Below are 21,543 nucleotides of genomic sequence, written 5' to 3' on the forward strand. Positions count from 1 at the left end.
CCTCAAATTCCAGAAGGGGGGGTAAGACCTATTGACCGGGCATGCCAGCAGCGCCCCCGTACGAAGAAGGGCACTGCCAGAGGATAACAGGTTACACTATAGCGGTACCAACATAAAAAAATTAGGACGAGAGGGGAAAAAGGGGATCACTACTTCTTCGAAGACTTTTTATTGTCCTTTTTATGCATCGAGAGGATATCCACCATATATTTCCCCTCTCTGCCCAGGCTGACGACCATCTCCTCGCTCTGTGCGAGTTTCTCGATGTTCAGTTCATACGAACCAGGCCCGACGATACGGATCGACTCGACGCGGTCATAGCACTCGACACGCTTCGGGGCCTCCTCCTCCTCCCTGACCTCGAGTTCCTCCTCACCGGTCTCCTCGGCGATCTCCTCGATCGTCTTCTCCTCGAGCACATCCTCGTGCCGCGTCGATTCCCTGATGTAGAGGAACTTCTTCCCCCCGCAGCTCGGGCAGCCCTTCAGGATCCCGGTCGAACCGTCCTCGAACTCTCTTCCACATCTGGTGCACTTATGCGGCATTGCCTCTCACCGTGACGAAACCCAGGCACTGATCAGATCCTGGTCCTTCTTGAGGGTCTTGAGCTGGTTTGCAGGCCCGATCACCGTCAGCCGCGACTCGGACTTTTTCCCGATCAGACGTGAAAGTAAACCGCCAAACCCTTCGTTTCCGCCCTTTGCAGGATAGGTCTCCAGCTCGATCCCGGAAAAGCCGTCAGGCTTGATCTCCATCATCGTCAGCTCGATGAGTTTGCTCTGCTCCTCGGGCAACAGCCCCTTCTCAAGCACGACAATGGTGCCTGAACGCACATCGTCGAGGATCAGCCTGATCTTCTCCATCATGGTCAGCCGATCAAGCCGTTCTGCCGAGAGGAAATCGATCTGAACTCCCTGGATCATCCTGTTCACCCAAACATCTCGGTCATCTTCTCGTAGAGCTGCTCAACATTGCTCCCCTCCATCCCAGATATAGGGATCACCGGGTGCTGCGGGAAGGCGCTCCTGATGCGCTGAGGGGTGGCGTCAGGGAGGTCAATCTTGTTGGCAACGATGATCACCGGGAGTTTCCGGCTCTCGATGATCCCGATCATCATAATATTGACCTGCATGAAGGGATCCTGGGTGGAGTCGAGCATGTAGATGACGCCGTCGATATCATCGCGGAGCCAGTGCATCGCCTCGGCGACACCCTCAGTCGCCTCCCGTGCCCGCTTGATCGCCTCCTCCTTCTCAAGGCCGTACTCGAGGAACTCGTTGTAATCGATCTTCGTCGTCACGCCGGGTGTATCGACGATATCGATGATCACCGAGCTGCCGTTCGTGCCCGTGATCGTGATGTCTTCCTTCCTTCGGGCCCGCCGCGTCTCATGCGGAATCTCGGAAACCGGACCGACGGCGTCGCCGGTCCAGTCCCTCACGATCCTATTGGCAAGTGTGGTCTTACCAGCATTGGGAGGACCATAAATACCAATTCTTGACCGCTTTCTTCTAAAAAACGCATTGAGAAATGTAGATACCCGTTGTCTTGCCCGAACCAGAAAATTCATCGTTCATCCCCTATTCCAGAGTATACAGCTACTCAGTAGAAGATTGCCCCACCCGGTATAAATACTCCCCCATATTGTCCCGGATATAACCCCGGCGCATACAGGCAGGAATTCATGAATTTCCTACAGTATTCTTTTATAGGGGAATCTCATAGGTAGAGGTATCTGGATTAAATCCGGAGTAAAGCGACCCTCTTGGGGTGAACTCATGTCCGGCACACGAGAAACAATGTACGTAGAAACCAGGGTTCCGCTGAAGGAAGTGATGAGGGTCAACCCTACCACCATCGAGGCTGAAGCAACGGTCGCAAAAGCCGCGGCTCACATGTGCCGAGATGAAGTCGGGAGCTGCATCGTCCTTTCGGGGAACGTACCCATTGGCATCGTTTCCGAACAGGATATGAACTGCAAGGTCGTTGCACGGGATCTCAAACCGAGCTCGGTCTATGTCAGAGACATCATGAGCACTCCCCTCATCACCATCGAGTTGGACAAAACCGTGGGGGAGGCGGCACAGATGATGATCAAACACCGGGTGCGCAGACTTCCGGTGGTTGAGAACGGGAAAGTCCTGGGCATGGTCACGGTCAGAGATCTTCTCGGCGTTGCAAACGAACTCAACGAAATCATGTCGGATCTCATCGTCATCAACCGGGAGGAAAACTATGCCATGGGCATCTGCGACCGGTGTGGAAAGATGAGCGATGACCTTACTCCTATGGACGCGGTCATGCTGTGTAAAGAATGCAGGGAGGAGGAGCGTTTGAGATGAAAAGGGCCGAAGACGTAATGGTGAGGATCCCCGTCCTTACCACAGACGAACACATGACCCGGGCACGCCAGGTGCTACGGGACGACATATTTCGCGAAATCGCGGTCACCGATCCAAAGGGACGGTATGTCGGCTACATCGACATAACCGATGCCCTGCGGGTCACTGATACAAAGTCCGACATCCTCATCAAAGGCTTTGTCAGAGCGGGCTCAACCGTGCCGCCCGGCGCATCGCTGATCGCCGTATCACAGGCGATCATGGAGAAAAATACCGACATCGCCGTCGTCGTCGACGATGAAAACCATGTGCTCGGCGGCGTCCTGCTCTCAGAGATCTTCCCGATCCTCTGCACGCGTGAGGACCTGCGGGGAATGGTCAGAGACTGCATGGAGAACCGGCCGCCGGTATGCAATGCAGAGGACAATCTGGGCAAGATATATTCGAAAATGATAGAAACCGGCATTTCGGCCTTTGCAGTCATAAAAGAAAAGAGCCTGATCGGAATGCTGTCACGGAGGGATATCTTAAATAACGGAAGGGTGAGAAAGAGCCTGGAGAGCGGGGGGAAAGTGCCGGTCGAAAGCGTCATGACGACACCGGTCATCACCATCGAAAAGGACGAGAGCATCAGCGCCGCTGCAGAGCTGATGGTCAGCCACGATCTTTCCCAGCTGCCTGTAGTCGACGGCGATCTCCTTGTTGGAATGATCGACAGACATGGCGTGCTGAACGGGCTTCATACAAAGGAATGATGGTATGCATAAGAACAACCAGAATATGAAACAGGGAGACAAGCTCCTGAAAATGCCCGGCAAACTTGACCGCGGCCCGATCGAGTTCAAGTCCAGAATCGTCGAGTCCGAAGGCGAGGTGATGGCGATCGCCACGCGTGAGGTCATATCGGTACCGCCGACGATGAGCATCATCAGCGCCATCGAGACGATGACCGAGTACGGCTTCCGCCGGCTTCCGATCACCGACGCAGGGACAAAACGGCTCCTCGGCATCGTCACGGCACGGGACAGCATTGACTTCCTGGGCGGCGGCGATCATTTCAATCTGGTCAGGGTCAAGCACAACGGCAACCTGCTTGCAGCCATCAACGAGAGTGTCAGAGAGATCATGACCCAGCGGGTGACGACCATCCCGCACACCGCATCGATCGCCGACGTCACCGAGATCATCGTCACAAAAAAGATTGGCGGCCTGCCCATCGTTGACGAGGAGGAAGTCCTCACCGGGATCGTCACCGAGCGGGACGTGATGAAGGCGCTTGCCACTGAAGAGACCGATATCATGGTCGAAGAGATCATGAGCACGGGGCTGCGGGTCACCGGCCCGGAGGCACCGATCGGAACGGTGACGCGGGAGATGATCACGCACGGGTTCAGGCGTCTCCCTCTGGTCATGGACGACGTCCTCTACGGGATCGTTTCGGCATCGGATATCATGAAGTATCTCGGCACCGGCGAAGTGTTCAAGCGCCTCTCGACCGGCGACGTTGCCGAGGTAATGGCCCTCCCGGTGAGGAGCCTCACGTCAGGAGAACTCATCACCACCGTCCCTGACGCAAATATCAACGATGCAGCACTGAAGATGCTGCAGAGGAAGGTCGGTGCGCTTCCGGTCATCGAAGACGGGAGACTGATCGGCCTGGTAACCGAATTTGACCTTGTGAAAGCATTTTCCGGGAAGTGATACAGATGAAAGCAGAGGATGTGATGTCATCACCGGTCAGAGTGGTAGCGCCTGAAGACACCGTTGCGTATGCGAGAAACCAGATGATCAAGCACAAGATCTCGCGCGTCCTGGTGATGGAGGGAGACCGCCTTGCCGGCATCATTACCAAGAAGGATCTTGCCTACCGCCTCAGAAATACCGATCCGGTCTGGCGGAGACGGCCAATCGACCGCATCCCTGTTTCCTTACTGATGACGCCGGCCCCGATTGTCGTGGACCCCGAGACGAGCATCAGGGATCTCGCTGCCCTCATGCTCGACCGGATGATCAGCGGCATCCCCGTCGTCAACAGCGACGAAGTGATCGGCATCGTTACGAAATCAGACATCCTGAGGTCAGCATCGGTTCAAAAACTCGACGTCCCGGTCACCGCCCTCATGGAGGAGGCGATCACGGTCAGCCGGTATCATTCGCTTGACCACGTCGTCGATCTCTTCTCTGAGAGCGGAGGAAAACTGATCGTCGTCAACAATGACGGAACGCTCGCCGGAATCATCACCGAAACAAACCTCGCCTTTTACGAGTATGCAAACGAAGCCGGAGAGATACCCGAAAAAGATATTAAAATGCTGAGAAAAGAAACATCTGGCGGCAGGAAGTCATTCAGATATATTCTGGAGGTCTCTGCGGTCGCCGAAGACGTAATGACCCATCCTGTCGTGACCACCGGCCCCGAGACCACCGCCGCAGCAGCGGTGAAGATGATGATCGACCACCACATCAACAGTATGGTCATCGCGCGAGGATCCGAGATCCTCGGGATCGTAAAGAGAGACAACATCTTACAGGAAGTGGCAAAATGAGCGAAGAGATGTACATCTATATCAGAGACGTGATGGCAAAACCCCTCACCATCTCAAAGTCTGCACCAATCACCGACGCCCTCGACAAAATGCTCTCCGAGAACATCGACCCCCTGATCGTCACCGACAACGGGGCGGTCGTCGGCACCATCTCCAGACAGGCGATAGCGGAGACGCTCGGCAAAAAGAGGAACGCCGACATGCCGCCGACACAGATCCATGTTTCAAACAGTGTCTCAGAAGAATTTACCGCGGCCTACCCGGATCAGGGCGTCGAGATCCTTCCCGACCTCCTCCAGCACGCAAAGATCGTTGTGGTCTTCGATCAGGAGCACAATTTGATCGGCCAGGTCACCTATGGTGACCTGCTGAAGATCATGCAGCCGTCAGCGGCGGTAAAAGATGTTATGGAACCGGCATACACCATCAACGCCGAGGAGAGAGTGGTTCACCTCCGCCGCAGGATGGTCGACGAGGGGATCTCCCGCTTCATCGTCGCTGCCGATAACGGTGCGGTCGGGATTGTCACCGAAACCGATGTTGCCAGATCCATGCGGGCCTTCCGCGAGGTGGTCGAAGGGAAGCACCAGGATCACCGGATCAGAAACCTCATCGTCCGCGACATCATGTCGACCCCGCTGATCTCGGTCGATGCAGAGAAACCGCTCGCCGAGATCATCGACCTGATGATCGCAAAGAAGATCAGTTCCCTCCCGGTCGCCAGCGGCAACGGAAAGATCGCCGGCATCATCACCAGGTCGTCGCTGATCAAAGCGATGTGAGAAAACAGACTAATTTAACTTTTTTTAACTTGCGGGGGTAAAGGGGGCGGAGCGGGAAGTCCCCGGTCTTCAGGCCGGGGATGAAAACGGAGCCGCCCTTTTTCCTTGCGATAGATAGATCTTATTGGGTGACGTATTATGGAATACCCAACATGAAGTATAAACTTGATAGGTCAGCGCATTCAGTCTTTGCTCTCTACTATCATCTAGTGATAGTAGTGAAGTATCGCCGGAAAGCGATGTATTCTGACGATATTCGGGAACGTCTGAAAGATATTGTGTGGAACCTATCTGACGAGTTGGGTATAGAGGTTGTTGCTCATGAGCCCGCCGAAGATCACTATCATCTTCTCTTCAAGGCGACTCCAAAAACCAACCTCGTCAATGTTGTCAATGTGATCAAGGGGGTATCAGCGCGGAGACTGCGGCAGGAGTTTCCTGCAACAAAGAATTTACTGTGGGGAGATTCCTTGTGGTCTCCGTCATATTTCCTTGCAACATCGGGGTAGGTAAGCCTTGACGCCCTGAAAGAGTACGTCGATTCTCAATTGGAGAAGTGAATGATCATTTCCTACAAGTATCGGGCGTATCCGGATGCAACCGTGGAAACACGATTGCACGAGACACTTGATACCTGTAGGTGGCTCTACAACAAACTCCTCGAAGAATGCACCACAGCAAGGGAGGGTGGGATCTCCCCGACGATGCGAGGAATGCAGGCGCGGATCGTCACGCTGAAGGATGAGAATCCGTCTCTGAAGAGCGTGTATTCCAGGGTGCTTCAGATGGTGAACTATACCCTCTGGAGTAACATCGCTGCACTCTCGCAGACGAAGAGGAGAGGACGGAAAATCGGCAAACTCAGGTTCAAGAGTGCATTCCGATACCGGACGCTCAACTACAACCAGTCCGGGTTCAAGATCGACCGCGAACAGAGCACGATCACGTTCTCAAAGATCGGGGCAATTCCGTTCACGATGCACCGACCATACACGGGAAAGGTGAAGGGTGTTCTGATCACTCGTTCCGGTGATGGATGGTACGTGATCATTCAGGCAGAGCAGGAGGCTTCCGCGTCAAAGCGGGAAGGACGGTCTGTCGGGATCGATGTCGGTCTGAACTCGTTTGCCGTCGATAGCGAGGGTGCGGTGATTGAGAATCCAAGGTTCTATGAGCACTCGCTGAACCAGATCAGAAAGTTACAGCAGAGCATTGCCCGAAAGAAGCGATTTTCACAGAACTGGAAGAAGGCAAAAAGCAGGCTGGAGAAGGTCTATGATCATATCACGAACCAGAAAAAAGATTTCCTGCACAAACTCTCCCGTCAGTATGTTGATACCTATGCGGCGATCTGCGTCGAAGACCTGAATATCAAAAGTCTGAAGGAGAAAGGCAACGCTACAGGATTGCACAGGAGCATCCATGATGCTTCGTGGGGTCGATTCTATTCTTATCTTTCGTACAAGGCTGAAAGTGCTGGTACGAAACTCGTCAAAGTTGATCCCCGGAATACGTCGCAGATGTGCTCAAACTGTGGTAGCATCGTGAAAAAGACGCTCTCCGAGAGAGTCCACGAATGTCCATAGAGAATTGCGATTAACTCCTCCCTGCCATCAGATACTCGCTCCCGACTGCCCTCTTCCCCTCGCTGTTCAGCCGTTTCCTTCCTGAACCCCTGCATTTAGAGGGTTTTTTGGATTTTCTCGAGAGCTATCGCTCGGCAGCTTGCGCTTTGAGGGTAAGAAGTTGCCTGAAGTTGAAATTCATGCAGGAGAAGATGTTCTTGACGTGCACTCTGGCAACCGTCGTGACCATGAGGTGGCCTGCATGGAACACCCGCTTGATCACGGCAAACGGTCGTTCCACCAGCGATCGTGTTCTGCTGATGGCCTTGTTCCGCCGGTTCTCCTTGATGGAGAGGGGATGGTTGCGAACGGCCCGGTGCATGGTCTTGTCCATAGATGCCTGCGGTTTCACCCCAAAATAGCCTTTATCGCGATAGACCGTCTCACCTTCCCGGGAGAGATCGATCCTGCTGTCATGGAGTGACGCCGTGGTGGTCTCAATCCGGCGGATCAGCTGACTGTCCTTGTCGAGCAGGATGTGAAGTTTGTACCCGAACTGTGACTTCGAGCCCTTCTTGGCCCAGGTGCCGTCGCGGCTGCGCCGCGTCTCTGCCTGATCTCCCCGGGGCGTGCCGGCAGGAGCATGCCCGGGATCGGCGGTGATGAACGTCGCGTCCTGCATGACACCGCGTTTGATGGCGAGCCCTTGTACTTCGAGTTGCCGCTGGAACTCATCCCAGATCGCGGTATCCTTCCCGGTTTGCGCCAAGCGTTCCCGGAACAGCCAGACCGTCGACCGATCCGGAATGGTTTCCGGATATCCCAGGAAGTGACGGAACGAGATCCGGTCGGTCGCCTGACGCTCCAGTTCGGGGTCAGACAGGCCATACCACTGCTGAAGCACCAGCAGCCGGATCATCAGAACGACGTCATAGTTCGGACGGCCGCCTCGCCCCTCGGCGTTGGTGTAGAGGTCAGCAAGGAGAGGGCGGAAGGCATCCCAGTCGATCAGACCGCTGACCTCACCCAGCCGATCACCCAGAGCTGCAAGGCTGGCATATTCGTGGTGGATCGCGAAATTGGTAAACGTGCTCATGGGAAAAAGGTCGATCCGGGACTATAAAGTACTTTGGGTGAGGTGGGGTTGTTCGAAATTCTCCATACTGTGGGTTTGTTGCCGATCGAGATTACAACGCAGCGGTGAATATTCACCGCGTGGGGATGGAACAGCCCTTTGAGCCTGTGGAGACGATACCTCTCCATCACATCTCTGTGATGCACGTGTTGTCCATGAAGCAGGAAGCCCCGCCCTTCAGGGCGCGGTAGTTCACTGTAATGCAAAGTGCCCCGACGACTATTCCCACGCCAGTATTACCATCCAGGGAGTGTCCGGCAAAACCGAAAGAACAGGCCAGGCGCTGCCCCGCCCTGACCGAAAAAACACGCCCACCCGCACAATAAACCAGACCAGTCAATTAATCACATCTCAGCCCAGATAACTATCGGGAGGAGAGTCATGCATATGAACCCACGCCGATCGGTCATGCCGACAAACGACGTATCGTCCCTCCTTGGCGAAATGAGCGAGAGCGGATTTCAGGGGAGAAAACTCGGGGAATCCGTAAAAATATGGTCTGAGATGGTCCAGGACCCCGGGTGCACCATCCTGCTCGGCCTCTCAGGCGCCATGATCCCGGCCGGCATGCAGGAGTGCATCATCGAGATCGTACGCCGGCGCTACGTGGATGCGATCGTCTCCACCGGCGCAAACATCTTCCACGACATCGTCGAACACCTGGGCATCCGCCATTATGCCGGCCACCATGTCGTCGATGACGCTGCCCTGTATACAAAAGGGATCGACCGCATCTACGATGTTTTTGCATACGAAGAAGAGTTCAGGAGCGTGGACTGGCGGGTCGCAGATTTCGCCGGGACGATCGCACCCTTCCACGCCTCTTCGGCCGAGTTCATACGCAGGCTCGCAGGCTTTATCACGGAAAAAGCCCCGGAAGGGCGATCGATCACCGCCACAGCCGCCGCCATGGGCGTGCCGATCTTCGTTCCCGCCCTCTGCGACTCATCCATCGGCATCGCCCTGACCGTGGCCCGTCGCAGGGGCGTCGATATCGGCATCGACCAGATCGCCGACGCCGACGAGTTGACGCGGATCGTCGAGAACTCGAAAAAGACCGGGGTCATCTATGTCGGCGGAGGGGTGCCGAAAAACTTCATCCAGCAGACGCAGGTGATCGCCTCGATGCACGACCTCGACCTCGGCGGGCATGCCTATGCCGTTCAGTACACCACCGACGCCCCGCACTGGGGCGGACTCTCCGGGTGCACCTTTGAAGAGGCGATCTCATGGGGCAAGGAATCGCCACGGACAAGGCAGGTCCAGTGTTTCTGCGACGCCACCATCGCCCTGCCCATCGTCACGTCGGCGCTGATCGGGAGCGGACTGGAACGGGCACAGCCCTTCAAGGGCTGACCACAACCCTTATTACAGATTCCCACATATAGAGTAGAACATCATTCATGGAGCAGCGCTGTGCGTTGCGAGTGTCAATGGATGCGAACATTATCGGTTGAGGTAGCCAAGCCTGGTATGGCGCAGGTTTGCTAAACCTGTGTCCCCCTGGGACTCGAGGGTTCAAATCCCTCCCTCAGCGCTTTGACCACATCTAATGAGGAGATTGGATGGATCAGGAAGAAGAGATCAAGTATTTCGTCCGGGTTAGAGAAACCGACCTTGACGGCACCAAGCAGGTGCAGATCGCCCTCACCGGCATCACGGGAGTAGGACGGCACGCTGCGAAGATTATCGCAGAGCAGGCCAGCGTAAATTCCCACGCCATCCTCGGCAAAATGTCAGACGAGGAGATCGAGCGGATCCGCGCAGCGGTCGAAAACTATGCTGAAAGCGTCCCCACCTGGATGCTGAACCGGCCAATAGACATCTACTCGGGCAAGTCCAGGCACCTCCTTGCAAGTGAGGTCCCGATGACCCTCGACGAGGATATCAACATCATGCGTAAGGTCCGTTCCTACAGCGGCATTCGTCATGAGACCGGCCAGAAGGTTCGCGGTCAGCGCACCAAGTCCACCGGCAGAACGGGAACGACCGTCGGCGTGAAGAGGAAGAAGAACTGATTGCAGCGGTGAGACCATGGGATATCCAGGAAAAAACCATAAGCAATACTCAACCCCCAAGCGCCGGTTCGAAAAAACGCGCATGGAGGACGAGGTAAAGATCGTTATCGAGTACGGTCTCCGGAACAAGCGCGAGCTCTGGAAAGCCGAGAGCGTGCTCCGCAAGTACCGTAAGGCCACCCGTGAGATCCTCGCCCTTGAGTCCGCGGGCACCGACCCGAAGCGTGCCGAAGCAAAGAGGGAGCAGTTGATCAACCACCTCGCCCGCTACGGCCTCGTTTCAGAAAGCGGCGACGTCGATATCGACGACATCCTCGCCCTGAAGGTCCAGCAGGAACTCGAGCGCCGACTCCAGACCCTTGTCTACCGCAAAGGCCTCGCCCGCTCGCCAAAGCAGGCCCGTCAGCTCATTACCCACGGGCACATCGCCCTGAACGGCCGCCGCGTCAACATCCCCGGCTATCTCGTTCCAAAGAGCGAAGAGGGCAGCATCGGCTACTACGGCCACTCGCCACTCGCCACCGTATCGCACGCTGAGCGCACCAGGATCACCGGGAGATAATCATGGCAGCAGAGAAGGAGAAATGGGGCGTGGCACACATCTTTGCCTCGTTCAACAACACCATCATCACCGTCACCGACCTCTCCGGGGCTGAGACAATCACCAAGAGCAGCGGCGGTATGGTCGTCAAGCAGGACCGCAACGAGAGCTCACCCTATGCAGCCATGCAGATGGCGATCAACGTCGCCAACGCGGCCAGAGAAAAGGGGATCTCAGGGCTCCACGTCAAGGTCCGCGCTCCCGGACAGGGCAAACAGCGCAGCCCCGGCCCCGGCGCCCAGGCAGCAATCCGCGCCCTTTCCCGCGCAGGCATGCGCATCGGTAAGATCGAGGATGTCACCCCGGTCCCCCATGACTCAATTCGCCAGAAGGGCGGGAGACGTGGAAGGAGAGTCTGATGCAGATCGAATTCGCCAGAATTGACAGCGACTCCGCACGTTTCGTGCTTTCCGGAGCCACGCCAGCGTTCGCCAACACCCTGCGCCGCGCCATGATCGGCGAGGTGCCGACGCTTGCCATCGAAGACCTGAGGATCTATGACAACTCCAGCGTACTCTTCGATGAGATTCTGGCACACAGGCTCGGACTCATCCCGATAAAGACCGACCTGACCCGTTTCGTAAAACAGGACAGATGCTCGTGCGAAGGCGCGGGCTGTCCCCTCTGCTCGGTGACCTTCACCATGAGCGTCGAGGGGCCGGGGATCGTCTATTCAGGCGACCTCATATCAGACGACCCCGAAACCAGACCGGTCCACGACGATATTCCTATCGTCAAACTCTTCGAGGGTCAGAAAGTCGTTCTCGAAGCGCGCGCCGTCCTGAACACAGGCACAGAACACGCAAAGTGGCAGGCCGTCACTGCCTGCGGTTACAAGACCTACCCGGTCATCACCATCACGGAGAACTGTGACGCCTGCGGCATGTGTATCGATGAATGCCCGCGCGGCGTGCTCGAACTCAAAGGCCGCAAAGCCCGGATAGTCGATGGGAAACTTGAGGAGTGCTCGCTCTGCAAGCTCTGTGAGAAGGCATGCCTGACCACCGGCATAGGCCTGGAGCCTGCGATATCAATCGGCTCCGACACCTCACGGTTCATATTTGTCGTGGAAAGCGACGGTTCGCTGCCTGTTCCGACGATCATAGAGAAAGGACTGGAATACATCAGGAATCAATCAACGGATCTGGCTGATACGTTGAGCGAGATAGCCGGAGTGAATTAGATGGCAAAGAGGACAAACCAGAAGACGAACCCCCGTCTCTCCAACCTCATCGCGATGCTGAAGGATACCGCTCGCGAGAACGATGCAAAGATATGGCGGGTCATCGCACAAAGTCTGGAAGCACCCAGCAACAATTATGCTGAGGTGAACATCGGAAAGATCAACCGCTACGCACAGGACGGAGAGACCGTCATTGTGCCCGGCAAGGTGCTCGGAAGTGGCGTGCTCGACCAGAAAGTATCGGTCGCCGCACTGAACTTCTCGGAGTCTGCGATCATCAAGATCACCGGTCTTGAGGGCAGCTGCCTGACCATTGAAGAACTGGTGGCAGCAAACCCGAAGGGCTCGGGTGTGAGGATACTGAGGTGAGATCATGGTGACGATAATTGATGCTGAGGGATTGCTGCTCGGTCGGCTTGCAAGCAACGTCGCAAAGCGCTCACTTCAGGGCGAAGAGTTCGCAATCTTAAACGCCGAGAAGGCAATCGTCTCAGGGCGCCGTGCCATGGTGATCGAGCACTACCAGACGAAGCGGGCACGCGGCTCTGTTGAGGGCGGCCCCTTCTTCCCGAGAAGACCCGACCACATTCTGAAGCGGACAATTCGCGGCATGCTCCCGTACAAACGCCAGCGCGGCGCGGATGCATTCAGGAATGTGAAGGTCTACGTCGGCGTGCCCTTTGAATTCCAGGGCAAAGCGTTCGAAACCATCGAGAAGGCAGGGATCGATAGGCTGAACAACCCCAGGTTCGTAACCCTTGGTGAGATCAGCACAAAACTCGGATCCAGGTTCTAGAGGTGAAGAGAGATGGTAAAGGTCGTAAATACTAGTGGAAAAAGAAAGACCGCAATCGCACGGGCGACCCTGAAGGAAGGGAAAGGACGGATCCGCATCAACTCCGTCCCTCTCGAGGTCTACGGCACCGAACTCGCCCGCATGAAGGTCTCCGAGCCCCTGCTCCTTGTTCCGGGTTCGGTTGACGGCGTGGACATTGCGATCGAGGTGAATGGCGGCGGTTATATGGGACAGGCCGAGGCCGTCAGGACCGCACTCGCCCGCGGCATCCTGAAGTGGCATAACGATCCAAGGGTCAAGGACGTCTTCATCACCTATGACCGCACCCTCCTGGTGAACGATTCTCGTCAGAAGGAAGCGAAGAAGCCGCACGGCCGCGGTGCACGCAAGAAGTTCCAGAAATCGTACCGTTAAGACAGAGAGATTACAGAGAGGTAAATCGAGATATGATCCCGGTTCGATGCGTTACATGCGGCAAAGTGATCTCCCCTGCATGGGAGGCGTTCAAACGGCGTCGGGAAGCCGGCGAGGATCCAAAAGAGATCCTCGACGATCTCGGTTTAAAACGCTACTGCTGCAGGCGGATGCTACTCACACACAAGGAGACTGTAGACGACGTCAATCCATACCAGTAAGGGGTCGTGGGGTAGCCTGGTATCCTAGGGCGTTCGGGATGCTCTGACCTGAGTTCGAATCTCAGCGACCCCATTATCTACTATTATGTGTTTTGATGATGTATGATGGACCCATATACTCGCTATGAAAAGGCACGGATTGTCGGAGCACGCGCACTTCAGATTTCCATGGGTGCACCGGTTCTCATTCCTACAGGCAATGTTGATCCTCTTAACATTGCGCTTGAGGAATTCGGACTGGATCAGATCCCCATCACCGTAAAAAAGAGGGCGTGATCAGATGACTGAGATTGAGAGAATCGTACTGAGAACGATCCTGGACAGCAGAGGCAACCCGACCGTTGAGGCCGAGGTGTACACCTGTTGCGGTTTCGGCCGGGCTGCAGCGCCGAGCGGTGCCTCCACCGGAACCTGGGAGGCAAAGGTTCGACCGCCGCGGGAGGCAATCGCCGCTGCACGCGAGAACCTTGTCCCCGAGCTCGTCGGGCTTGACGCCGCCGATCAGGTGGGTTTCGACTATGCCCTCCGCGATGCAGACGGCACCGCCGATTTCTCCGCCATCGGAGCGAACGTGGCGGTGGCGCTCTCCCTCGCCTGTGCAAAGGCAGCCGCGAACGCAACAGGAACAGAACTCTTCAGATATCTTGGCGGTGCATTCACGCAGCGGACACCCCTGCCCCTTGGAAATGTCATCGGGGGCGGGGCGCATGCAGCAAACGCCACAGACATCCAGGAGTTCCTGGTCATTCCGACCGGCGCCTCCTGTGCTGAGGAAGCGGTCTTTGCAAACGCGGCCGTACACAAAAAAGTGAAGGAACTCCTGATCGCAGAGGGCAGAGGCTGCGGAAAGGGCGACGAAGGGGCATGGGCCCCCAGGATCGCTGACACCGAAGCATTCGACCTGCTCTCCCGGGCGGTCGACGCCGTCTCCGACGAGTTGAAGATCTCCATCAGCATGGGGATCGACGTGGCCGCCACAGAGATGTGGGACGGGAGTGCCTACACGTACACCGGCATCAAGAGATCGACCGAGGATCAGATCGCATATATTGCCGAACTGGTCGACCGTTACGGCCTCGTCTATGTCGAAGACCCCCTCCAGGAGGAGGACTTCGAAGGCTTCGCCGAGATCACCGCGCAGGTCGGAGACCGTTGCATGATCTGCGGTGACGACCTCTATGTGACAAACGTCGAGCGGATCACGCAGGGCATCGAGACCGGAGCATCGAACTGCGTGCTCATCAAACCCAACCAGATCGGGACACTGACCGACACCTTCGAATCGGTGCACCTTGCAAAGTCCCAGGGCATGGACACGGTGATGAGCCACCGCTCGGGTGAGACGACCGACGAGACCATCGCCCACCTTGCCACTGCATTCGAGTGCAGACTCCTGAAGACCGGAGTCGTGGGCGGCGAAAGAATCGCAAAACTGAATGAACTCATACGCATTGAGGAGATGATCTAACAATGGCACAAGAGAGTGAGATGGAAATTGTGTTGAACGAGCCGCTCGTTCCTGTGGAAGAATACCTCGCAGCAGGCGTCCACATTGGTACCCAGCAGAAGAGCCAGGACATGAAAAAGTTCATCTACCGCGTGCGCGGGGACGGACTGTATATCCTTGACATCAAGGCAACCGACGAGCGGATCAAGATGGTGGCAAAGTTCCTCTCCGGATACGATGCCCCGAAGATCCTGGTCGTGGCCTCCCGGCAGTACGCCCAGTACCCGGCAAAGAAGTTTGCCGACGCCATCGGCGGCACCTCGGCGATCGGGAGATACATCCCGGGCCTTATGACCAACCCGAACTTCGAGCACTATATCGAACCCGAAGTCGTCATCGTCACCGACCCGATGGGAGACGCTCAGGCCGTCCGTGAAGCGGTTCAGAACGGTATCCCGGTCATCGGTCTTTGTGACACCAACAACATGACAAGTTATCTCGATCTTGTCATTCCGACAAACAACAAGGGTAGAAAGGCTCTTTCGCTCATCTACTACCTGCTGACCAGGGAGATGTTCCGTCTGCGCGGTGTTTCTACCTCGCTCACTCCCGAGGACTTCGAGACCGAACTGTAACCGGACAACCAGGAGGCAGGAAAGGATGGAGACCAGGCCATGCACCTTCGCAGGCATGTTCTATCCCGGCGAACCGGGCCATCTCGAGCAGTTCCTCGAAACGGTCACCCCCGTCGAGAGACCTGCTCCAGATGCACTCGGTATTGTCTCCCCCCATGCAGGTTACCCGTACTCAGGGACGGTCGGAGCCCGGGCATTCTCCGCGATCAGGCCGGATTTTGACGGGACATTCGTGGTGATCGGACCGAGCCACCGGGGATTTCTGACCTGCACCTCTGCAATACCCTGGGAGACGCCCCTCGGGATCGTCGATGTAGACGTCGATTTCGTGAGAGCGCTTGATATCAGGGTGGACGAGGTATCCATGGAGGATGAGCACTCCCTGGAGGTCCAGACCCCCTTTATCAAACATTTTTTCCCGCGCGCACAGATAGCGCCGATTATGATGGGCGACCAGAGCCCGGCAAGTGCAGAACTGGTTGCAGGGAAGATCATCCGCGCCATAAGGGCGACCGGGCGCGAGGTCAGGATCGTTGCATCCAGTGATTTTTCCCACTATATTCCTGAAAGTCAGGCACGCAAACGTGACGCCATGGCAATCAAGGCGATCGAACACCTCGATGTCGATGGACTCTACCGGAGCATCGAGGAGTACGATATTTCAGCATGTGGATACGGCCCGATTGCTGCAATGATCACCGTATGCAAAACATTAGGGGCGACCAGAGGACGCCTGCTCACCTATGCTACGAGCGGCGATGTGACCGGGGATCCCGAGGTAGTCGGCTACGCCGCCATCATGGTGGTGTAGCGTGGCCACCTGGAGCGCTCCCGGCAAAGTTTTTCTTTTCGGTGAACACGCCGTTGTTTATGGGAAACCAGGCGTTGCCATGGCGATCAAACCCAGGGTCGCCGTGACGGTCAGAAAAAGCCGGAACCCCCCGCATGCGCGCTCGCCCTATATCGAAGAGTGTTTCCGTTCGACCGGCGTGCAGGGAAGCGTTTATATCAGGTCCCAGCTCCCGAGTTCGTCTGGCCTTGGTTCGTCGGCAGCAGTGACGGCAGCCACCCTTGCAGCGATATCCGAGGAGTTCAATCTCGGGTTCACCAGAGAAGAGGTCGCCGAACGCGCCTACGCGATCGAGAAGAAGGTCCAGAAGGGACGGGCAAGCCCCACCGACACCTATGTAACGACCTTCGGGGGGATCGTGCTGATCACCGGCGATTCGAAACGGCGCCTTCCCCCCCAGAACTTTCATCTGATCATCGGCAACAGCCTGGTCTCCCACTCCACCTCAAAAATGGTTGAGCATGTGGCGCAGGAGCGGCAGCGCAACCCCGAGATCATCAACCCGATCCTGGACGCCATCGGCGCGGTGACGATGAAGGCGATAAAAAGCATGAACAAACCCCAGCAGCTTGGCCAGTGCATGGACGTGAACCACGCCCTGCTCGACGCCATCGGCGTTGGACACCCGGCCCTTTCAAAGCTCGTGCTCACCGCCAGGGCTACCGGGGCGTTCGGAGCAAAGATAACCGGCGCCGGCGGCGGCGGGTGCATGGTTGCACTCTGCCCCAAACACGCAAAGAGCAGGGTGGCAGGCGCAATGGACGCCACCGGGGCACGCTCGATCATCACCACCATCGACACCGAAGGAATACGCAGAGAGAAAAATGAATAGAGAGATTACACTGCTGAAACTCGGGGGAAGCGTCGTCACCGACAAGGGAGGGAGCGGGGCGATCGACCATGCGCGCCTCGCAGAGATCGCCGGCGTGATCGCACAGCGGCCCGAGCAGCGCCTCATCATCGTCCATGGGGCGGGTTCCTGCGGCCACCCCGAGGCAAAACACTACCGTATCCAGGAAGGGGTCGGCCCGGAGAACCGGGCAGGCGTCGCCGTCACCCATGAGGCGGTCGCAGTCCTGAACCGGGCCGTTGTTGCGGCTCTGAGAGCGAACGGCGTCGATGCCGTAGGGATCCACCCCCTCGCCGGGTGCCATGCAGACAACGGACAGCTCATATGCTGTGAGTGCATATCTATTACTCAACTGGTACGGCTCGGCATCACCCCGGTCCTTCACGGGGACGTGGTGACGGACATGAGCCGCGGTGCCTGCATCATTTCAGGCGATCAGATCATCCGGTACCTTGCCGTTGCCCTGAGGGCAGGGCGGGTCGGGCTTGCAACCGATGTCGCGGGCGTCCTCGACGGCGGCGCGGTGGTACCGGCGATCACAAGGGATACAGTCAGACATCTGTCTATCGGGTGTTCGGAGAACACCGACGTCACCGGCGGGATGAGAGGAAAGATCAACGAACTCCTTGCACTTGCGGACGAGGGGATCGAGTCGCATATATTTCACATCTCCCGCACCGCTGATTTCCTTGATGGGAAAGACCACAGCGGAACGATCGTCAGAAGATAACAGTATGACGGCCAGGCACACCAGCAAACAACAACGGAGGAATCTCTATCAGAAAGAATACGCAGACGTCCTCGCGGAAGCTGGACCACCTCCGGATCTGCTGCGAGCATGAGGTTGAGGCGGGCAGCGCAGGCTTCGAGGACGTCAGGCTGGTGCATGAGGCCCTGCCGGAGCAGGATCTCAAAGACATCAGACTGGAAACAGAATTCCTCGGCGCCTCTCTCGGGGCGCCTCTTTTTATCGCCGCCATGACCGGCGGTCACCCGGCAACGACCGAAGTGAACCGGAGACTCGCACGGGTTGCCAGAACGTTCGGTCTCGGCCTGGGGGTAGGATCCCAGCGCGCAGCGCTCGAACACCCCGAACTGGCCGGGAGTTTCTCGGTCGTCCGGGACGAAGCGCCCAACGCCTTTCTCTGCGCCAATCTCGGCGCGGTGCAGTTGCGCGATCATGGTGCCGGATGGGCTGAACAGGCGGTCGAGATGATCGATGCCGATGCCCTCTGCATCCACCTCAATTTCCTGCAGGAGGCGATCCAGCCTGAAGGCGATCACGATGCACGCGGCTGCCTTGCGGCCATCGCCGAACTCTGCGAAGATTTTAAAACGCCGGTGATCGTCAAAGAAACCGGGGCAGGCATATCCAGGGAGACGGGACGTCTCATCTGGGGTGCGGGCGCCGCGGCGATCGATCTCGGCGGCGCAGGCGGCACCTCATGGGTGGCAGTCGAGGTGGAGCGGACCGAAGACGAAGGCCTGCGGTCACTCGGAGAGCGCTTCCTCGACTGGGGCATCCCGACGGTGGTCAGCCTCGGCGAGGTGGGCGGCACCGGCCCGGTGATCGCCACCGGCGGCGTGCGGAGCGGAATCGATGTGGCAAAGGCGATTGCACTCGGTGCCAGCCTTGGGGGGATGGCGCTTCCCTTCCTGCGCCCTGCGATGCAGAGCGACGATGCTCTCGAAGCCGCGGTCGGCACCGTCCTGCGAGAGGTGCGCGCGGCGATGTTCCTGACAGGATCCGGCAGCATTACGGATCTTGCAAAGGCACGGACCTATATTACGGGCAAAACTCGCCAGATGCTTGAAATTTAAATAAATAGGAGATAAAAAATGGATATTGAGATTGTTACAGTGGGCGGCTACAACGAAGTCGGTCGAAACATGACCGCCGTCCGCTGCGGAAAGGAGATCGTCATCTTCGATATGGGCATCAGGCTCGACCAGATCATGATCCACGAGGATGCCGAACTCGAGAACATGCACTCCCTCGACCTGATCGAGATAAAGGCAATCCCCGACGACACGATGATGAACACCGTGGAGGGGAGCGTGAAGGCGATCGTCTGCACGCACGGCCACCTCGACCATATCGGGGCGATCCCGAAGCTCGCGCACCGGTACAACGCCCCGATCATCGGGACACCCTACACCGTCGAGCTGATCAAACAGCAGATCCAGGGCGAGCAGAAGTTCGGGGTGAACAACAAGGTGCAGGTCCTGCGGCCCGGCCAGCGCTTCCGCATCTCCCAGAACATCACCCTGGAATTTGTCAAGATGCAGCACTCGATCATCGATACGGTGATGGCTGTCCTCCACACAAAGGACGGGGCGATCGTCTATGCAAACGATTTCAAACTCGACCGGACGCCGGTGCTCGGCGACCCGCCCGACCTCGCCCGCCTCCGCCAGATCGGCAAGGAGGGTGTGATCGCCCTCGTTGTCGAGTCGACGAACATCGAAAAGAAGGGGAAATGCCCGAGCGAGCGGATCGCCCGCGACCTGGTGCGCGACACGATGACCAGTTATGAGGACGACAAAGGCGCCATGATCGTTTCGACCTTCTCGTCCCATATCTCGCGGATCAAGACGATCGCCGAGTGTGCTCATGAGATGGGAAGAAAGCCCGTCCTCCTCGGCCGCTCGATGGAGCGCTACTCCACGACCGCCGAGCAGTTAAAACTCGTCTCTTTCCCGCCGACGCTCTCGGTCTTCGGGAACAGGCGGACGGTAGACCGGACGCTTCGTCACATCTTAAAGACCGGCAAGGACAAGTTCGTCCCGATCGTCACCGGCCACCAGGGCGAGCCCGGGGCGATCCTGACCAGGATTGCACAGGGCGACACACCGTACAAGGTCGAGAAGGGTGACAAGATCCTCTTCTCGGCAAAGGTGATCCCGAACCCGATGAACTATGGCCAGCGCCACCTCGTCGAGACGCTCCTGCGGATGAAGGGCGCACGGATCCACGACGAACTCCACGTGAGCGGCCATGCCTACCGGGAGGATCACTACGAATTGATCCATCTCTTAAACCCCCAGCACATCATCCCGTCCCATGGGGACATCGACATGACCGGCGGCTACCTGAAGTTCGCCGAGGGGTGCGGATATACCCTGAACAACGATATCCACCTGATGAGGAACGGGCAGCGGCTCCTGCTCAAATAATGGAGGATTGACATGAACGATCTGGAGACCTATCTTGAGGCGACCGCCGGCACGGTCGATATGGCCCTTGACCGGTATTTTGGAGACGTGTTTGGCGAACTTTACAAGGCCGGAGCTCACCTGCTCCTTGCAGGCGGAAAACGCCTGCGTCCTGCGGTGCTGCTCCTCGCGGCCGAGACGGTGAGGCCGGGGAGTTCTGACGACCTGATGAGCGCCGCCCTCGCCCTTGAGATGACGCACACCTTCACCCTTGTCCATGACGATATCATGGACGGGGACGCCACCCGCCGGGGCGTGCCGACGGTCCATACAAAATGGGACATGCCGACGGCGATCCTGGCAGGCGACGTCCTCTACGCAAAGGCCTTTGAGTACCTCACCCATGCGCTTGCCGAGGACAAAGCGCGGGTGAAGGCGGTTGCGATGCTTGCACGGACCTGCGCGGAGATCTGCGAGGGGCAGCACCTGGACATGACCTTCGAGAACGCCGGGGATGCTGTGGAGGCCGCGGACTATATCGAGATGGCGGCAAAGAAGACCGGGGCACTCTACGCTGCCTCGGCAGGTATCGGCGCTATTCTTGCCGGCGGAAACGCCATGCAGGTGAGCGCCCTCTACCAGTACGGCATGAATGCCGGGATCGCCTTCCAGATCCAGGACGACCTCATCGATCTCCTGGCGCCTCCGGAGAAGAGCGGGAAGGACCGGGGCTCGGATCTCCGCGAGGGGAAGCAGACGCTCGTCGCCATCATCGCCCGCGAGCAGGGGCTTGACCTTACGAAGTACCGCCGCCCGCTCTCGCCCGCCGAAGTCGACGCCGCCATCGCCGAACTGGAGGAGGCCGGCGTGATCGCAGAGGTGCGCAAGATTGCCGCGGAGAAGGTGGCGAACGCCCGGCAGTCCCTGAAAGTGCTGCCCGACTCGAAACAGCGCAGGTATCTCGACGAACTCGTAGAGTTTTTCGTGACACGGAGTTTTTAG

At 57.5% G+C, this 21,543-nt stretch carries 29 protein-coding genes and 2 tRNA genes; 27 read left to right on the top strand and 4 right to left on the bottom strand.

The window, feature by feature from the left end; genetic code table 11:
• Window positions 1-149: 149 nt before the first annotated feature.
• Genes HWN36_RS03930 through HWN36_RS03940 form a run of 3 tightly spaced genes read right to left on the bottom strand, consistent with a single transcriptional unit; the run spans window position 150 to window position 1,570 of the window.
• Window positions 150-545 (bottom strand): Zn-ribbon domain-containing protein, encoded by a 396-nt coding sequence (locus HWN36_RS03930; RefSeq protein WP_176788171.1) that lies wholly within the window; start codon window positions 543-545, stop codon window positions 150-152.
• 6 nt (window positions 546-551) lie between these two features.
• On the bottom strand, window positions 552-923 hold the full coding sequence (locus HWN36_RS03935) for a DUF2073 domain-containing protein (protein WP_176788172.1): 372 nt from the start codon (window positions 921-923) through the stop codon (window positions 552-554).
• 5 nt (window positions 924-928) lie between these two features.
• Window positions 929-1,570: an Era-like GTP-binding protein gene (locus HWN36_RS03940; protein WP_176788173.1), complete on the bottom strand. Its 642-nt coding sequence runs from the start codon at window positions 1,568-1,570 to the stop codon at window positions 929-931.
• Window positions 1,571-1,799: 229 nt separating this feature from the next.
• On the opposite strand from HWN36_RS03940, the gene HWN36_RS03945 reads away from it, so the two are divergent.
• From HWN36_RS03945 to HWN36_RS03975, 7 genes are all read left to right on the top strand, one after another.
• Entirely contained in the window at window positions 1,800-2,342 is a 543-nt protein-coding gene (locus tag HWN36_RS03945) for a CBS domain-containing protein (RefSeq protein ID WP_246269842.1), read from the top strand.
• Window positions 2,339-3,097, top strand: a complete 759-nt coding sequence (locus HWN36_RS03950) for a CBS domain-containing protein (protein WP_176788175.1) — start codon at window positions 2,339-2,341, stop codon at window positions 3,095-3,097. Before HWN36_RS03945 ends, HWN36_RS03950 begins: the two co-directional genes overlap by 4 nt.
• Before the next feature lie 4 nt (window positions 3,098-3,101).
• Window positions 3,102-4,043 carry a CBS domain-containing protein gene (locus tag HWN36_RS03955; RefSeq protein WP_176788176.1) on the top strand — a complete coding sequence of 314 codons (942 nt, stop codon included), beginning with the start codon at window positions 3,102-3,104 and terminating at the stop codon, window positions 4,041-4,043.
• A gap of 5 nt (window positions 4,044-4,048) precedes the next feature.
• Window positions 4,049-4,888, top strand: a complete 840-nt coding sequence (locus HWN36_RS03960; protein WP_176788177.1) for a CBS domain-containing protein — start codon at window positions 4,049-4,051, stop codon at window positions 4,886-4,888.
• A complete protein-coding gene (locus HWN36_RS03965) occupies window positions 4,885-5,670 on the top strand; it encodes a CBS domain-containing protein (RefSeq protein WP_176788178.1) in 786 nt (261 codons plus the stop codon). Before HWN36_RS03960 ends, HWN36_RS03965 begins: the two co-directional genes overlap by 4 nt.
• A gap of 152 nt (window positions 5,671-5,822) precedes the next feature.
• Complete coding sequence (gene tnpA, locus HWN36_RS03970; RefSeq protein ID WP_176789571.1) at window positions 5,823-6,179, top strand: IS200/IS605 family transposase; 357 nt, start codon at window positions 5,823-5,825, stop codon at window positions 6,177-6,179.
• A 51-nt stretch (window positions 6,180-6,230) separates the two neighbouring features.
• A complete protein-coding gene (locus tag HWN36_RS03975) occupies window positions 6,231-7,256 on the top strand; it encodes an RNA-guided endonuclease InsQ/TnpB family protein (RefSeq protein WP_246269844.1) in 1,026 nt (341 codons plus the stop codon).
• A gap of 124 nt (window positions 7,257-7,380) precedes the next feature.
• On the opposite strand, the gene HWN36_RS03980 is transcribed toward HWN36_RS03975, so the two are convergent.
• Window positions 7,381-8,331 (bottom strand): IS5 family transposase, encoded by a 951-nt coding sequence (locus tag HWN36_RS03980; protein ID WP_176787388.1) that lies wholly within the window; start codon window positions 8,329-8,331, stop codon window positions 7,381-7,383.
• A gap of 420 nt (window positions 8,332-8,751) precedes the next feature.
• Between HWN36_RS03980 and HWN36_RS03985 the strand changes: the two genes are divergently transcribed.
• From HWN36_RS03985 to HWN36_RS04080, 20 genes are all read left to right on the top strand, one after another.
• Window positions 8,752-9,726 carry a deoxyhypusine synthase gene (locus HWN36_RS03985; RefSeq protein ID WP_176788179.1) on the top strand — a complete coding sequence of 325 codons (975 nt, stop codon included), beginning with the start codon at window positions 8,752-8,754 and terminating at the stop codon, window positions 9,724-9,726.
• A 96-nt stretch (window positions 9,727-9,822) separates the two neighbouring features.
• A tRNA-Ser gene (locus HWN36_RS03990) sits at window positions 9,823-9,907 on the top strand.
• 28 nt (window positions 9,908-9,935) lie between these two features.
• Window positions 9,936-10,388 carry a 30S ribosomal protein S13 gene (locus HWN36_RS03995; protein ID WP_004037923.1) on the top strand — a complete coding sequence of 151 codons (453 nt, stop codon included), beginning with the start codon at window positions 9,936-9,938 and terminating at the stop codon, window positions 10,386-10,388.
• A 16-nt stretch (window positions 10,389-10,404) separates the two neighbouring features.
• Window positions 10,405-10,950 (top strand): 30S ribosomal protein S4, encoded by a 546-nt coding sequence (locus HWN36_RS04000; protein WP_004037917.1) that lies wholly within the window; start codon window positions 10,405-10,407, stop codon window positions 10,948-10,950.
• 2 nt (window positions 10,951-10,952) lie between these two features.
• Window positions 10,953-11,348, top strand: a complete 396-nt coding sequence (locus tag HWN36_RS04005) for a 30S ribosomal protein S11 (RefSeq protein WP_004037916.1) — start codon at window positions 10,953-10,955, stop codon at window positions 11,346-11,348.
• Window positions 11,348-12,172, top strand: a complete 825-nt coding sequence (locus tag HWN36_RS04010; RefSeq protein ID WP_176788180.1) for a DNA-directed RNA polymerase subunit D — start codon at window positions 11,348-11,350, stop codon at window positions 12,170-12,172. The genes HWN36_RS04005 and HWN36_RS04010 overlap by 1 nt, the downstream gene beginning before the upstream one ends.
• Window positions 12,173-12,541, top strand: a complete 369-nt coding sequence (locus HWN36_RS04015) for a 50S ribosomal protein L18e (RefSeq protein WP_176788181.1) — start codon at window positions 12,173-12,175, stop codon at window positions 12,539-12,541.
• Between the two features lie 4 nt (window positions 12,542-12,545).
• The gene (locus HWN36_RS04020; RefSeq protein WP_176788182.1) at window positions 12,546-12,968 is read left to right on the top strand and encodes a 50S ribosomal protein L13; all 423 of its coding nucleotides are present in this window, start codon (window positions 12,546-12,548) and stop codon (window positions 12,966-12,968) included.
• Between the two features lie 12 nt (window positions 12,969-12,980).
• A complete protein-coding gene (locus tag HWN36_RS04025) occupies window positions 12,981-13,382 on the top strand; it encodes a 30S ribosomal protein S9 (RefSeq protein ID WP_176788183.1) in 402 nt (133 codons plus the stop codon).
• Between the two features lie 32 nt (window positions 13,383-13,414).
• The gene (locus HWN36_RS04030; RefSeq protein WP_176788184.1) at window positions 13,415-13,603 is read left to right on the top strand and encodes a DNA-directed RNA polymerase subunit N; all 189 of its coding nucleotides are present in this window, start codon (window positions 13,415-13,417) and stop codon (window positions 13,601-13,603) included.
• A tRNA-Pro gene (locus tag HWN36_RS04035) sits at window positions 13,604-13,676 on the top strand.
• A 29-nt stretch (window positions 13,677-13,705) separates the two neighbouring features.
• The gene (locus tag HWN36_RS04040; protein ID WP_176788185.1) at window positions 13,706-13,879 is read left to right on the top strand and encodes a DNA-directed RNA polymerase subunit K; all 174 of its coding nucleotides are present in this window, start codon (window positions 13,706-13,708) and stop codon (window positions 13,877-13,879) included.
• Window positions 13,880-13,883: 4 nt separating this feature from the next.
• Entirely contained in the window at window positions 13,884-15,071 is a 1,188-nt protein-coding gene (gene eno, locus HWN36_RS04045; protein WP_176788186.1) for a phosphopyruvate hydratase, read from the top strand.
• A gap of 2 nt (window positions 15,072-15,073) precedes the next feature.
• On the top strand, window positions 15,074-15,685 hold the full coding sequence (gene rpsB / locus HWN36_RS04050; protein WP_176788187.1) for a 30S ribosomal protein S2: 612 nt from the start codon (window positions 15,074-15,076) through the stop codon (window positions 15,683-15,685).
• Window positions 15,686-15,710: 25 nt separating this feature from the next.
• Window positions 15,711-16,496 carry an AmmeMemoRadiSam system protein B gene (gene amrB / locus HWN36_RS04055; RefSeq protein ID WP_176788188.1) on the top strand — a complete coding sequence of 262 codons (786 nt, stop codon included), beginning with the start codon at window positions 15,711-15,713 and terminating at the stop codon, window positions 16,494-16,496.
• Window position 16,497: 1 nt separating this feature from the next.
• Complete coding sequence (gene mvk, locus HWN36_RS04060) at window positions 16,498-17,367, top strand: mevalonate kinase (RefSeq protein WP_176788189.1); 870 nt, start codon at window positions 16,498-16,500, stop codon at window positions 17,365-17,367.
• Entirely contained in the window at window positions 17,360-18,115 is a 756-nt protein-coding gene (locus HWN36_RS04065; protein ID WP_176788190.1) for an isopentenyl phosphate kinase, read from the top strand. Before mvk ends, HWN36_RS04065 begins: the two co-directional genes overlap by 8 nt.
• A gap of 47 nt (window positions 18,116-18,162) precedes the next feature.
• Complete coding sequence (gene fni, locus HWN36_RS04070; RefSeq protein ID WP_176789572.1) at window positions 18,163-19,206, top strand: type 2 isopentenyl-diphosphate Delta-isomerase; 1,044 nt, start codon at window positions 18,163-18,165, stop codon at window positions 19,204-19,206.
• A gap of 18 nt (window positions 19,207-19,224) precedes the next feature.
• Window positions 19,225-20,562, top strand: coding sequence for an RNase J family beta-CASP ribonuclease (locus HWN36_RS04075; RefSeq protein ID WP_176788191.1), 1,338 nt, complete (start codon window positions 19,225-19,227; stop codon window positions 20,560-20,562).
• Window positions 20,563-20,574: 12 nt separating this feature from the next.
• Window positions 20,575-21,543 (top strand): polyprenyl synthetase family protein, encoded by a 969-nt coding sequence (locus HWN36_RS04080; protein WP_176788192.1) that lies wholly within the window; start codon window positions 20,575-20,577, stop codon window positions 21,541-21,543.

Source organism: Methanofollis tationis (assembly GCF_013377755.1).
Classification (GTDB): domain Archaea; phylum Halobacteriota; class Methanomicrobia; order Methanomicrobiales; family Methanofollaceae; genus Methanofollis; species Methanofollis tationis.

Bases quoted from the DNA above. Each gene is read 5' to 3' on its own strand.
- HWN36_RS03950 (WP_176788175.1), top strand. From the start codon at position 2,339: ATGAAAAGGGCCGAAGACGTAATGGTGAGGATCCCCGTCCTTACCACA.
- HWN36_RS03985 (WP_176788179.1), top strand. From the start codon at position 8,752: ATGCATATGAACCCACGCCGATCGGTCATGCCGACAAACGACGTATCG.
- HWN36_RS04015 (WP_176788181.1), top strand. From the start codon at position 12,173: ATGGCAAAGAGGACAAACCAGAAGACGAACCCCCGTCTCTCCAACCTC.
- HWN36_RS03960 (WP_176788177.1), top strand. From the start codon at position 4,049: ATGAAAGCAGAGGATGTGATGTCATCACCGGTCAGAGTGGTAGCGCCT.
- HWN36_RS04065 (WP_176788190.1), top strand. From the start codon at position 17,360: ATGAATAGAGAGATTACACTGCTGAAACTCGGGGGAAGCGTCGTCACC.
- HWN36_RS03935 (WP_176788172.1), bottom strand. From the start codon at position 923: ATGATCCAGGGAGTTCAGATCGATTTCCTCTCGGCAGAACGGCTTGAT.
- HWN36_RS04020 (WP_176788182.1), top strand. From the start codon at position 12,546: ATGGTGACGATAATTGATGCTGAGGGATTGCTGCTCGGTCGGCTTGCA.
- HWN36_RS04000 (WP_004037917.1), top strand. From the start codon at position 10,405: ATGGGATATCCAGGAAAAAACCATAAGCAATACTCAACCCCCAAGCGC.
- HWN36_RS04025 (WP_176788183.1), top strand. From the start codon at position 12,981: ATGGTAAAGGTCGTAAATACTAGTGGAAAAAGAAAGACCGCAATCGCA.
- HWN36_RS03940 (WP_176788173.1), bottom strand. From the start codon at position 1,570: ATGAATTTTCTGGTTCGGGCAAGACAACGGGTATCTACATTTCTCAAT.
- HWN36_RS04030 (WP_176788184.1), top strand. From the start codon at position 13,415: ATGATCCCGGTTCGATGCGTTACATGCGGCAAAGTGATCTCCCCTGCA.
- HWN36_RS04005 (WP_004037916.1), top strand. From the start codon at position 10,953: ATGGCAGCAGAGAAGGAGAAATGGGGCGTGGCACACATCTTTGCCTCG.
- HWN36_RS04010 (WP_176788180.1), top strand. From the start codon at position 11,348: ATGCAGATCGAATTCGCCAGAATTGACAGCGACTCCGCACGTTTCGTG.
- HWN36_RS04080 (WP_176788192.1), top strand. From the start codon at position 20,575: ATGAACGATCTGGAGACCTATCTTGAGGCGACCGCCGGCACGGTCGAT.
- tnpA (WP_176789571.1), top strand. From the start codon at position 5,823: ATGAAGTATAAACTTGATAGGTCAGCGCATTCAGTCTTTGCTCTCTAC.
- HWN36_RS03965 (WP_176788178.1), top strand. From the start codon at position 4,885: ATGAGCGAAGAGATGTACATCTATATCAGAGACGTGATGGCAAAACCC.
- rpsB (WP_176788187.1), top strand. From the start codon at position 15,074: ATGGCACAAGAGAGTGAGATGGAAATTGTGTTGAACGAGCCGCTCGTT.
- HWN36_RS04075 (WP_176788191.1), top strand. From the start codon at position 19,225: ATGGATATTGAGATTGTTACAGTGGGCGGCTACAACGAAGTCGGTCGA.
- HWN36_RS03995 (WP_004037923.1), top strand. From the start codon at position 9,936: ATGGATCAGGAAGAAGAGATCAAGTATTTCGTCCGGGTTAGAGAAACC.
- HWN36_RS03945 (WP_246269842.1), top strand. From the start codon at position 1,800: ATGTACGTAGAAACCAGGGTTCCGCTGAAGGAAGTGATGAGGGTCAAC.
- HWN36_RS03955 (WP_176788176.1), top strand. From the start codon at position 3,102: ATGCATAAGAACAACCAGAATATGAAACAGGGAGACAAGCTCCTGAAA.
- HWN36_RS04040 (WP_176788185.1), top strand. From the start codon at position 13,706: ATGATGGACCCATATACTCGCTATGAAAAGGCACGGATTGTCGGAGCA.
- eno (WP_176788186.1), top strand. From the start codon at position 13,884: ATGACTGAGATTGAGAGAATCGTACTGAGAACGATCCTGGACAGCAGA.
- amrB (WP_176788188.1), top strand. From the start codon at position 15,711: ATGGAGACCAGGCCATGCACCTTCGCAGGCATGTTCTATCCCGGCGAA.
- HWN36_RS03975 (WP_246269844.1), top strand. From the start codon at position 6,231: ATGATCATTTCCTACAAGTATCGGGCGTATCCGGATGCAACCGTGGAA.
- HWN36_RS03980 (WP_176787388.1), bottom strand. From the start codon at position 8,331: ATGAGCACGTTTACCAATTTCGCGATCCACCACGAATATGCCAGCCTT.
- HWN36_RS03930 (WP_176788171.1), bottom strand. From the start codon at position 545: ATGCCGCATAAGTGCACCAGATGTGGAAGAGAGTTCGAGGACGGTTCG.